This is a genomic window from Actinomadura geliboluensis (assembly GCF_043197915.1).
Classification (GTDB): Bacteria; Actinomycetota; Actinomycetes; order Streptosporangiales; family Streptosporangiaceae; genus Spirillospora; species Spirillospora geliboluensis.
Window position 1 is genome coordinate 10,984 of record NZ_JBICUA010000008.1, and the last position, 12,044, is coordinate 23,027.

The 12,044-nt window shown below is 66.2% G+C and carries 7 protein-coding genes; 4 read left to right on the plus strand and 3 right to left on the minus strand.

Annotated elements, in window-relative coordinates:
* Positions 1–24: 24 nt before the first annotated feature.
* Together ACGFI1_RS24900 and ACGFI1_RS24905 are read left to right on the plus strand one after the other, a co-directional pair.
* On the plus strand, positions 25–2,874 hold the full coding sequence (locus ACGFI1_RS24900; protein ID WP_392788326.1) for a helicase-related protein: 2,850 nt from the start codon (positions 25–27) through the stop codon (positions 2,872–2,874).
* Entirely contained in the window at positions 2,871–6,884 is a 4,014-nt protein-coding gene (locus ACGFI1_RS24905) for an Eco57I restriction-modification methylase domain-containing protein (RefSeq protein WP_392788329.1), read from the plus strand. Before ACGFI1_RS24900 ends, ACGFI1_RS24905 begins: the two co-directional genes overlap by 4 nt.
* A gap of 93 nt (positions 6,885–6,977) precedes the next feature.
* On the opposite strand, the gene ACGFI1_RS24910 is transcribed toward ACGFI1_RS24905, so the two are convergent.
* The 3 genes from ACGFI1_RS24910 to ACGFI1_RS24920 form a co-directional block, all read right to left on the minus strand.
* Complete coding sequence (locus ACGFI1_RS24910) at positions 6,978–7,172, minus strand: DUF397 domain-containing protein (protein WP_392788331.1); 195 nt, start codon at positions 7,170–7,172, stop codon at positions 6,978–6,980.
* A gap of 2 nt (positions 7,173–7,174) precedes the next feature.
* Positions 7,175–8,050: a helix-turn-helix domain-containing protein gene (locus tag ACGFI1_RS24915; protein WP_392788334.1), complete on the minus strand. Its 876-nt coding sequence runs from the start codon at positions 8,048–8,050 to the stop codon at positions 7,175–7,177.
* 345 nt (positions 8,051–8,395) lie between these two features.
* The gene (locus tag ACGFI1_RS24920) at positions 8,396–9,226 is read right to left on the minus strand and encodes a methyltransferase domain-containing protein (protein ID WP_392788337.1); all 831 of its coding nucleotides are present in this window, start codon (positions 9,224–9,226) and stop codon (positions 8,396–8,398) included.
* Positions 9,227–9,700: 474 nt separating this feature from the next.
* Here ACGFI1_RS24920 and ACGFI1_RS24925 point away from each other — a divergent pair, with 474 nt between their 5' ends.
* On the plus strand, positions 9,701–10,123 hold the full coding sequence (locus ACGFI1_RS24925; protein ID WP_392788340.1) for an ATP-binding protein: 423 nt from the start codon (positions 9,701–9,703) through the stop codon (positions 10,121–10,123).
* 710 nt (positions 10,124–10,833) lie between these two features.
* Complete coding sequence (locus ACGFI1_RS24930) at positions 10,834–12,039, plus strand: AAA family ATPase (protein ID WP_392788342.1); 1,206 nt, start codon at positions 10,834–10,836, stop codon at positions 12,037–12,039.
* Positions 12,040–12,044 lie beyond the last annotated feature (5 nt).

Here is a 12,044-nt window from a genome sequence, read left to right on the forward strand (position 1 = left end):
CGAGCCCGCGGCCGTGAATGGGTCGTGCAGCCCGGATCGGACTCCGAGCTACTGGTGCTGCGCCCCCTCGGAGGCGCACAGGACGACCTGGTCGGCGTGCTTCCCGCACTCGAAGAGGTCGAGGTGGCGAGCTTCCCGCCACCCACCCCGGACGACCTGGGCGACCAGAGCTCGGCCGGGCTGCTGCGGTCCGCCCTGCGCATCGGCTTCCGCTCGGGCGCCGGGCCGTTCCGCTCCCTTGCCCAGCTCGCCGTCGACCCGCGCTCCTACCAGTTCGTCCCGCTGCTGATGGCGTTGCGGCAGGAGACCGTCCGGCTGCTGATCGCCGACGACGTCGGCATCGGAAAGACGATCGAATCGGGACTCATCGCCGCCGAAATGCTGGCGCAGGGCGAAGCGTCCGGGCTGGCAGTCCTGTGCAGCCCGGCGCTGGCGGAGCAGTGGCAGGACGAGCTGCGCGACAAGTTCGGCATCGACACCGAACTCGTGCTCGCCTCCACCGTTCCGCGGCTGGAGCGTGTGCTTTACCAAGACGAGTCGCTGTTCCAGCGGCACCCAAATGTCATCGTCTCCACCGACTACATCAAGAGCCCGAGGCACCGAGAAGAGTTCCTCCGGCACTGCCCGGACCTGGTCATCGTCGACGAGGCCCACACCTGTGTTGCCGCCGGCTCGACCGGGAGCCGTGACGGCCGTCAGCTTCGCTATAACCTCGTCAGCAAGGTCGCCGCGGATCCGTCGCGGCACCTCATCCTCGTCACAGCCACCCCCCACAGCGGCAAGGACGAGGCCTTCCGCGATCTGCTCGGTCTCCTCGATCCCGAGCTCGCCGAAGTCAGACTCGATACGGAGTCGGGGCGTAAACAACTTGCTCGCCATTTCGTCCAGCGCCGCCGTGCTGACATCGTCAACTACATTGATGAGACGACGCCTTTTCCGACCAAGCGGAAAGGCGACGAGGCGTCTTACAAGCTATCCGACGAGTACCGGAAGCTGTTCACGGCAGTTCTGGACTATGCCCGTGAGCAGGCACTCGACGAGAGCGACGGCGTCGTTCGGCAACGCGTCCGCTGGTGGTCTGCCCTTGCGCTGCTGCGCTCCCTAGCGTCCTCCCCTCGCGCTGCTGCGCAGACTCTTCGGACTCGTGCCGCCAACCTGGACGCCAAGACCGTCCCCGAAGCGGACGAGCTGGGCCGCATCGCCGTCATGGACCTCACCGACGACGACTCCACCCAGGCCGTCGACGCCGCACCCGGTGCCGACCTGGAGGACGCGGACGGCACCGCACCGCAGCAGCGGCTCCGCCGGATGGCCAAGCAGGCCGAGGCGCTCGAAGGTGCGGCCGACACCAAGCTGGGCGAGCTGACCAAGCTAGTGAAGAAGCTACTCAAGGACGGCTACAACCCGATCGTCTTCTGCCGCTTCATTCCCACCGCCGAATACGTCGCCGAGCACCTGGGGGAGGCGCTCGGCAAGAAGACCGAGGTCGTCTCGGTCACCGGCACCCTGTCGCCGAAGCAGCGCATCGCCCGCATCGATCGCATGATCTCCGGTGCTCCCGCCGATGAGGAGACCGAGGAGCAGGCCCGTCCCGAGCAGCGGGTCCTCGTCGCCACGGACTGCCTTTCCGAGGGCGTGAACCTCCAGGAAGGCTTCGATGCCGTCATCCACTACGACCTGGCCTGGAACCCCACGAGACACGAGCAACGCGAAGGCCGTGTCGACCGGTACGGGCAGCGCCGCGACATCGTTCGCACCGTCACCCTCTACGGTTCCGACAACCAGATCGACGGGATCGTCCTCGACGTCCTGATCCGCAAGCACGCCGAGATCCGCAAGGCCACGGGCGTCTCCGTCGCTGTCCTCGACGAGTCGGACAGCGTGGTCAACGCCGTCCTCGAAGGTCTGTTGCTTCGGGAGGAAGACTCCGAGCAGCTCAGCTTCGACTTCGGATTCACCTCCAAGCGCGACGACCTGCACGCTGGCTGGTTGAATGCTGCTGAACGCGAGCGAGCATCTCGTGCCCGTTACGCCCAGCACGCTATCCACCCGGAAGAGGTGGCCAGCGAGGTCGCCGAGATCCGCGCCGCGCTCGGTTCGGGCGCCGAGGCCGCCGAGTTCGTCCGGACCGCCGTGGTGAAACTGCGCGGCCAGATCTCCCGCGAGGCCGCGGACGGCTCGTTCACCGCCGACACGGGCGGGCTCCCGTCCACGCTGATGAGCGGCCTGGAGGCGGTTCTCGGCCCGAAGAAGGCCCGCGAAATCGCGTTCCACCCGCTGCCGCCGGTCAAGCGCGGCGAGGCCGCGCTCGTCCGGACCGACGCGACCGTCAACACCATCGCCCGCTTCGTCCTGGACGCGGCACTCGATCCGAAGCTGGACGACTGGCAGCGCCCCGCCCGCCGCTGCGGCGTGATCCGCACGGCCGCCGTGCCGACTCGCACGACGCTGCTGCTCGTCCGCTACCGGTTCCACCTCACGCTGCCGACCCGCGACGGCGGACGCCGCCAGCAGATAGCCGAGGACGCCCGCGTCCTCGCGTTCCGCGGCAGCCCCGCCAAGGCCGAATGGCTCAGCGAGGACGAGGCGCTCGCCCTCCTGGACGTCCGCGCGGACGAGAACACCGCGCCCGAGTTCGCCACCGCCACCGCGACCCGCATCCTGGACGGCCTGGAAACGCTCCGGCCCCACCTCGACCAGTACGGCCGCGACCTGGCCGACAGCCTCCGCGCGTCGCACGCCCGCGTCCGCGAGGCCACCCGCCGCCGCGAAACCGGCGTCGTCATCCGCGGCCTCCGCGTCGAGGCCGACCCCAACGCCGACGTCCTCGGCCTGTACGTCTACCTTCCCGTCACCGGAGAGGCCGCCCGATGAGCCGCACCAGCACCCTTCCCCTCGGCATCGCCTCCGTCGGCGGACTCCTCCCCGAAGAGACCCTGCTCCGCATCGCCGGCGGCAACAGCGACCTGCCCGGCGCCAAGCCCGCCGCGTACCACCTGGCCAAGGACGAGACGGTCACCGACGTCGCCGAGCGCTCCTGGACGTACCTGCGCGGACGCTACGCCGCGTTCAAGGAGCAGCTCTCCGACGGTGACCCGGCCGTCGGCGTCACCCGCGAATACTGGCTCGGACGCCTCTTCCAGGAACTCGGCTACGGCCACCTGCCGCGCGTCCCCGCCGGAGGACTGCCCAGCGACGACGGCGAGAAGCAGTTCGCCATCAGCCACCACTGGCAGCACGTGCCGATTCATCAGCTCGGCTGGGGCGTCGACCTCGACCGGCGCACCAAGGGCATTCCCGGCGCCGCCGACGCGGCGCCGCAGTCGCTGGTGCAGGAGTACCTGAACCGCAGCGCCGCCGCTCTCTGGGGCATCGTCACCAACGGACGGCTGCTGCGCGTCCTCCGCGACTCCAGCGCCCTCGCCGGTTCCGCCTACGTCGAGTTCGACCTCGAAGCCATTTTCGAGGGCGAGGCGTTCGACGCGTTCGTGCTGCTGTACCGGGTCGCGCACTCGTCCCGGTTCGAGCACCAGGGCGAGGACACCGGCCCGGCCTCCTGCTGGCTGGAGAAGTGGCGCCAGGAAGCCATCGACTCCGGCGCCCGCGTCCTCGACCAGCTCCGCGTCACCGTCAAGGAAGCCATCGAGACCCTCGGCACCGGCTTCATCCAGCACCCCGACAACCAGGCTCTTCGGGACGCGCTCAAGGACACCGACAACAAGGCCGTCACCCCGGAGACCCTGCACCGCGCGCTGCTCCGGACCGTCTACCGCCTACTGTTCCTCTTCGTCGCCGAAGACCGCGACGTCCTGCTCTCCCCGGACGCGCCACAGACGGCCCGCGACCGCTACAACACCTACTTCTCCACGGACCGCCTCCGCCGCATCGCCGCCCGCCGCCATGGCGGCCGCCACGCCGACGAGTGGCAGGCCGTGACGCTCATCCTGGACGGACTGAACCGGGAAGGCGGACGTCCCGAACTCGGCCTCCCCGCCCTCGGCGGCATCTTCGAGCTTTCCGACGCCGACCACGCCCTGCACGGGCTTTCCCTCACCAACGAGCACCTGTTCAACGCGGTGCGGTCGCTGTCGCGCGTCCACGACCAGAAGGCCCGCCGCATTCGCCGTGTCGACTTCAAGCACCTCGGCTCGGAGGAGCTGGGGTCGGTGTACGAGTCGCTGCTGGAGTACGTCCCCAAGCACGACCCGGCCAGGGGCGCCTTCGAGCTGCGGCAGCTCAGCGGCAACGACCGCAAGACGAGCGGCTCGTACTACACCCCGTCCTCCCTGATCGACACCCTCCTCGACTCTGCCCTTGAGCCCGTCATCGACGACGCGGTGAAGTCGGGCAACACCCCCGACGAGCAGGAGGCGGCGCTTCTCGCCCTCACGGTCTGCGACCCGGCCTGCGGCTCCGGCCACTTCCTCGTCGCCGCCGCCCGCCGCATCGCCAAGCGTCTCGCCTTCGTCCGCACCGGCGATCCGGAACCCTCCAACGAGGCGATTCGTCACGCCCTGCGCGACGTGGTGTCCCGCTGCATCTACGGCGTGGACATCAACCCGATGGCGGTCGAGCTGGCCAAGGTCTCCCTCTGGCTGGAGGCCCTGCAGCCCGGCAAGGCCCTGACCTTCCTCGACGCCCACATCAAGGTCGGCAACGCCCTCCTCGGCACTACCCCGAAGCTGCTGGACGCCGGCCTGCCCGACGACGCCTTCAAGGCCATCGAGGGCGACGACAAGAAATGGGTCACCGCCCTCAAGAAGCGCAACAAGGCCGAGCGTGAGGCGTACGAGAAGCGCCACCTCGCCGTCCAGGACGAACTGTTCGACGAGACCGGCCTGCGAGCCGGCAACCACGGCCTGGCCCGCCGCGCCGCCGCCATCACCAACGCCCAGAGTGATGACCTGACGCACGTCCACGCCCAGCAGAACGCGTACCAGAGGCTTCAGGAAGCGTCCGAGTACCTGGAGCAGAAGGAACTCCACGACGCCTGGTGCGCGGCCTTCGTCTGGACGAAGACGGAGGACCACGCCCCCGCCATCACCACCCGCGACCTCATCAAGCTCAGCCAGGACACGGACACGCTCGCCCCGCGCGGCCGCGCCGAACTGCGGAAGCTGGCCAAGCAGTACCGCTTCTTCCACTGGCACCTGGAGTTCCCGACCGTCTTCACCGTCCCCGAGGACGAGAACGCCCCCGGCACCGACGCCCGAACCGGCTGGACCGGCGGCTTCACCTGCGTCCTCGGCAACCCTCCGTGGGAGCACCTTGAGCTCAAGGAACAGGAGTTCTTCGCCGCGCGGGCGCCAGAGATCGCAGAAGCTGCTGGCGCAACGCGCAAGCGCATGATCGGGGCACTTAAAAATGATGTGGACGCTGAGGACCTCTGGCTTGAATATCAGGACGCCAAGCGGCAAGTTGATGGCAGTCGAAGGATGCCAACCAACTCCGGCGCTTACCCGCTCTGTGGACGTGGTCGGGCCAAGAGCGACGCTCTATTCGCAGAGCTCGGTACTACCCTGATGAAGCCATCTGGCAACATGGGCGTGATCGTACCGACTGGAGTCGCTACCGACGACACCACGAAATACTTCTTTCGCGACCTCGTCGAGCGACGCGCGATAGTCGCCTTGTATGATTTCGAGAATTACGGTAAACGATTCTTTGATGGCGTTGATTCGCGATACAAGTTCTGCATTCTGTCGCTTGTTGGCAAAGTGAAGCAAGAGATGAATCCTGACTTTGCCTTCTTTCTGCGTGATGTCGCAGAGCTCGAAGAGGTTAACAAGCACATCGCGCTCTCGCCCGACGACATCCTGCTGGTTAATCCCAACACGGGTACCTGCCCCATTTTTCGTACCTCAAGAGAACGTGACCTTTTGCTTGCCGCCTGCAGCAAGTTTCCTCCGTTGCGCGGCAACGATGGGAAAGGTCCGTTCGGGCTCGCGATTCGTCGGCTGTTCAACATGGGAGTTCGTGCCACCTTCGACCTATGCATCGAAGAGGTAATCGCATCCCCTGGCCGTCTCGTTATGTTCGAGTCAAAGATGACCCATTCATATAATCATCGATACGGCTCCTATGTCACCTCGGAATCGGATGAGGTGCAAACTTCACCACTAACCGACCTGGGCAATCCTGCTTACTCTCCTAAAGGTCGGTACTCTCTTTCTGAAGTCGAGCTGCAAAAGAAGCTTCAGGGTTTGTGGAGCCGGAACTGGCTGCTCGCCTGGGGTGACGTTGCAAGAAACACTGATGCGCGAACACTTCAGAGCCTAGTGCTCCCCTTGGTGCCAACTGACTTTACAATTCGAGTCGGCTTCCCACGCGATGACAGAACCGCGCATCAGCTGTTGGCTCTATTCAACAGCTTCCCATATGACTTCTTTTTGAGGTTGAAGCTTGGGGGGATGCACGTGTCGGACTACATACTCGAACAAATCCCTTCCCCCACTCCGCAATTCTTTGCCGAGGTGGCATCATGGGATAATGGTGACTCCATTTCGCACTGGCTGTTGCCGCGAGTGCTGGAGCTTACATACACATCTTGGCATCTTCAGGCATTTGCCGAGGATTGTGGATATCATCTACCTCCATTTGGGTGGGATGAGGAGCGGCGGAGGCTGTTGCGGGCAGAGTTGGATGCGGCCTTCTTTCACCTGTACGGGATTCAGCGGGATGACGTTGACTACATCATGGAGACGTTCCCGATCGTGAAGAAGAAGGACGTTGCGACGTTCGGGTCGTACCGGACCAAGGAGTTGATCCTTGAGGTGTACGACGCCATGGAGCAGGCCATCCGAACCGGGGAGCCGTACAAGACCATCCTCGACCCGCCGCCAGGGCAGGGGCCACGCCACCCAGAGTCCTCTCGTCCCGCCTAAGCTCACTGCCGTCCGACCTGCATGCGAATCACCCGGCACTCAACGGCAGCGGCCGGACCCGCACTCAACGAGGGTCCGGCCGTGGGTCGATTGTCAGGAGTCTGTGGAGCGGAGGGCCTGTAGGAACGCGGCCCACTCGCGGGGGGTGAAGTCCAGGATGGGGTCGGTGCCGCCTTCCTTGGTGTCGCGTACGCCGATGGTGCCGTTGGGGGAGCGGCCCACCTCCACGCACTCGCCATTGGGGGCGCTGTGGCTGGACTTGCGCCAATGCGTGTACGGAGTCGTCATGCTTACGATCCTGCCAGGCCGACCAGCTCGTCGGCCACGTTCTCCAGGAGTGTGAGGCTGCTGACGGCCGAGAGCGATGCATCTCTGATGCGTTCGTACATCTCCACGTAGCGTTTGACGTCCACAGGATCGGTGTGAACGACGTCAGCTTTGACCGTGTCTGCTAGAGCGATCACAGGGTCCTCGGGGTCGGGAAAGGTGTAAATGGTGAAGGAGGACCTAGCCGAAAACCCTCCCTTGATGCGGGCGTTGACCGGGAGCACGCGTATCGTGATTCGAGGGTTCGCCGAGACGATTGATACCAGGTAGCGGAGTTGGTCACGCATGATGTCCGAGGGGACCGCCATGCGACGCACGACGAACTCGTCCATGACGATGTTGTAACAGGGGCCATCGGAGCGTAGCGCGGCTGCTTGGCGCATGCGGCGTCCATCGAGCATCCGCTCTGGATCGTAGTCGAGAGGACCATCAGCCTCGTCCAGAGTGATGAGAGCTCTGATGAACTCTGGCGTCTGTAGGAGCCCAGGGATGACGAACTGGTTGTAGCCGCGAATCGTCGCAGCCCCAGACTCGATGTTGGCGTATACGCATTGCCGGTCCCCCATCGCATCGCCGTAGGTGTCCCACCATCCCCGTTGCGCTGCCTGACGCGCGATCTTGAAGATCTTCTCGGTCTTCTCCTCGGGGACGCCAAGAGCGTCGAGGATGTTTGAGACGTCACCGAGGTCGGGGCGGGTGCGGGCGTTCTCGAGCTTGGAGATGGTCGTACGGGAGCGGAAGATCGCTTTGGACAGCTCGTCGGCGGTGATGCCGCGCTGCTCGCGCAGGGTCCGTAGTTCGGTGGCGAGTCGTTGCCGGCGGACGAAGGGACTGGTCACCGGTGACCTCCGTGATCGGGCCGGTGAGGGCTGGGGGCGAACTGCTGACCGGGGACAGTCGAGCTAATGACTAAGAGTTATCACGGGACCACTCAGCGTGTCATCGATTGCGACTGTCTCGAACGGCACTCGACGAACGGCTGCGTGCCGAGGATGAACGTGTGCATCCGTGCACGTATACGAATGCGCACGTCGTCGTCCGAACGAGACACCTCCGCCTCGGCACGCGACTCCGGTGCACCGGGTTCGTTGACTTGCGGCGTGTTGCCCTTATGAAGGCGTCGATAAGGGCAACACGCCGCAAGTCAACGCGGGAACGACCCGGCCGACGTTCGTGGTCACCCACTAACCGGCGCTGCGCGGCAGGGTGGGCGGGGCGGCGTTGTCCGGACGGTCGAGCCAGATGTGCTGCGTCGTGGCGGTGACGGTGAGGCCGAACCGCGAGACGGCCGGCTCGCCCATCTCCTCCCAGCGTTCGCGGGTTCGGTGCCTGACGTCCTGCGGCATCCGCTGGTCCCGCAGCGGCATGAACCAGGCGGGGCACGTGAAGCGCCCTTCGGCCGTTCCGTCCTCCCCGACGGTGAGGACCGCCAGTGGATCGTCGGGGTGGAACGTCGGCCCCCAGGGGGCGAGGATGCGACCGCCCGGCCGCGTCTGCCGCACCCACGCGTAAGGCAGCCGGCACGCCGCGGCCGTGGCGATCACGCGATCGTAGGGAGCGTTCGCGGCGTGGCCGTGCGTGCCGTCCCCGGTCACCACCTGGACGTGGCAACCGGCCCGCGCGAGCGCGGTGCGGGCCTGCTCGGCCAGACCGGGGTCTATCTCGACCGATGTGACGTTCTTCGGTCCGGCCAGCTCCGCCAGCAGCGCCGCGTTGTAGCCGGTGCCCGTGCCGATCTCCAGCACCTTCATGCCCGGTTCGACATCGAGGGCTTCGAGCATCGTGGCCACGATGTGCGGCGCGCTGGCCGAACTGGTCGGCCAGATCCCTCGCTCGATGGCCCCGTCATCAACCTGCGTGATGATCGAGTCGCCGGATCGGACGAGTTCCAGCCACCGGTCCGGGTCGTCCCCGCGCCGCAGGGGAACGGCCAAGCCGTCGTCCCGGCGCACCCAGATCACGTCCGGGACGAACGCCTCACGCGGCACCCTGCGCAGCAGCTCGTCGACGTTCACCCCTGCTGCCCGGTGCCGCCGCAGCCGGTGCAGGGAATGTCCCGAGACTTCCCGTCATCGGTGGTGATGATCGGCACCTGCTTGCCGTGCTTCCCCATGCCGACGGCTCCTTCCGCGATTCACCGTTGAGGCCGGCCCGCGGAGCGGGCACGGTCGGTCGGACGTGTCCGGTGAGGGCCGGGGGTGACCGCTGACCGGAGGCTTTCACCGTTCTGGCTCTGTGTTATCAGTCGATCGCCGAACGTGCTGCCGATCGAGGCGCTCCGAACGGCCTTCCGCGAGCATTTGCGTGCCGCAGACGGACGTGCGCATCCGTGAACGTTCAAGATCGCGCACGTCCGCCCGCGCGGACGTCCCTGCCGTCAACGCACCATCCCTGCGGCGGGCGGCCGAATACCGAAATACGCAGGCGGACATCGGTTGCCGTTCCTGAGCATGAGAGCGTCATTTCGGATCGTCCCTGTGAGGTGATCAATGCTGCTCGCGGTATCCGTTCCGGCGAAGCCGGACGCGTCGATGTACTGGCGACGGGAATTCCACGGCAAGGCGGATCAAATCCGGCTTGTTAGGGCATTCGCCGCACATCTACTCCCCGACTTTCCGAGCCTGGACGAGCTTCTCCTCGTCCTGGACGAACTCGCCGTGAACGCCGTTCGGCACACCCGCTCAGGCCACGACGGCGGGCGGTTCACCGTCGAGATCAGCATGGACGTGGCCGGCGTCATCGTCTACGTCACCGACCAGGGCGGCCCGGACGAGCCGCGCGTGCGGGACATCACCGAACTGGCCGAGGGCGGCCGGGGCCTGCTCACCGTCGAGGCCCTGGCCGCGACCTGGTCATGCACCGGTGACGCCCAAGGCCGCACCGTCCGCGCAACCTTCCCCCGCGAACGTTGAGCAGGTCGGTCATCGTGGCCGCCCATCACCTGACGAGCGTGTGCGCCGCGCTCGCTTGGAGGTGACGTAATGACTCCTGAAATGCCCTTCGCCCGACCCGGCGGAGCCCCCTGCGGGCTGATCGCCGAGAGCCGGACAGCCATGTCGGCGGAGACCGATCTCGATCTGGCCGTGGCATGGCTGCAGCGAAGGTACCCGGATCTTTGCATCTGGTGGGGCGAGTACACCGGCTCTATCTGGGCCATGCTGCCCGACCAACTGGTCGAGGCGAAGAACGCCCCTGACCTCGCTCGCCGTATCGACGCCATCCGCGAGCGCTCCGCCCTGCGGGGCACCGCGGCCCGACACGTCCAGCAAGCGAGGCCACTCCCTCGGGCACCCCACGGCGCCTGGGCCGACCGAAGCAGGCCGACCTCTCCCGCAGGCCGCCGGCATCGGTCCACCGCCGCAGCGACACGCCAACGGCGTGACGGCCTCCTCCGTCGCCTGTTCACCGGCGGCTGCCGCATCCTGTTCGGAGAAGCCGGGGCGCCTCAAACACCATGAAAGCCGTCGATCAGCGACGGAGCCGGATCCTCGCGCCCCCGCCCGGCCCGAGGCCGCACCATTCGCGCCACCTTCCCACGTTCAGCGCTGTGCGTGGGCGGCCCCGAGATAGGCTGATCTTTTCGGGTGCGGCCGCCAGGACCGACAATCGTGGGAGCGGGATCATGAACGACCGGCTGATCGAGCTGGAAGTGCAGAATTTTCGCAGCCTGCGCAAAATCACCGTGCCTTTGGGCCCGCTGAATGTCCTGGTCGGTCCCAACGGCGCGGGCAAGACCAATGTGCTGGAAGTCTTCCGTTTCCTCGCCGACGTCATCCGCACCGACCTGGAACCGGCGCTGGAAGTCCGCGGAGGCTTCGAGGAACTCGTGTTCTGGGGAGGGCCGAAGCAACCGGCCTCCTTCCAGATCAAGCTGAAGGCCACATGGACCGCGCACAGCAGCATGAGCGCACCGGACGAGTACACCCTTCGTGTGGAACGGCGGGCGCCTGCCGACGCCCGACCTTCGCTCAGGCGACACGAGACCTTCCAGTTCAAAAGGACGCAGGGGCGTGGAAGGCGCATCACGATCTCCGGGCAGAGAGTGAGCGTCGAGAGCATCAGCCGGGACAAGGAGGCGTCCCAGGAGCACCTCTTCGGCATTCGTCGCCTGAGCAGTGGCCTGTCCACTCTGCCGCGTCTGTCTGACGACGAGGGAGGGAACGAGGTCGCCACAGTAGCCGAGCGTCTCGCTTCCTTCCGGGTCTTCGACGTCAGCGTTGACAGGGCACGGCGTCCGGCCCGCTTCCCGACAAGGCACGTGACGCTAGAGGAGGATGCCTCCAACCTCGCGGCCTTCCTGCTCTTCTTGGAGGGCAGAGGAAATGGGGCGTTCGAACAGTTGGTGGAAGACGCGAAGGAAGTGCTTCCGCAACTGGACGGCGTGAGCTTCGAGTATCCGTCAGGTCCCGCCCGCGAGGTGGTCGTGGTCCTGCATGAGAGAGGGCTGCGCCGACCGACACAACTCGCGGACGCCTCCTACGGCACGATCCGCCTGCTCGGTCTGCTGGCCTTGCTCTATGACCCGGAGCCCCCCGCACTCACCTGTGTGGAGGAGATCGATCACGGGCTTCATCCGCAGGCCCTTGAACTCCTTGTCGAACGCCTGCGCGAGGCGAGCGAGCGCACACAGTTCCTCATCGCCACCCACTCACCCGCCTTCGCGGACAGGTTGAAGCCCGGTGAGCTGGTGGTGTGCGAGCGGCTCGACGACGGCTCGTCCGCGATCCCCGCCGTTCCGGAGGCCAGGGTCAGGGAGATCGCCGACAGGAGTGACAACATGCCGCTCGGACGTCTCTGGTTCTCGGGCGTGCTGGGCGGCTCCCTGTGAGGAGA

Bases quoted from the DNA above. Each gene is read 5' to 3' on its own strand.
- ACGFI1_RS24925 (WP_392788340.1), top strand. From the start codon at position 9,701: ATGCTGCTCGCGGTATCCGTTCCGGCGAAGCCGGACGCGTCGATGTAC.
- ACGFI1_RS24905 (WP_392788329.1), top strand. From the start codon at position 2,871: ATGAGCCGCACCAGCACCCTTCCCCTCGGCATCGCCTCCGTCGGCGGA.
- ACGFI1_RS24910 (WP_392788331.1), bottom strand. From the start codon at position 7,172: ATGACGACTCCGTACACGCATTGGCGCAAGTCCAGCCACAGCGCCCCC.
- ACGFI1_RS24930 (WP_392788342.1), top strand. From the start codon at position 10,834: ATGAACGACCGGCTGATCGAGCTGGAAGTGCAGAATTTTCGCAGCCTG.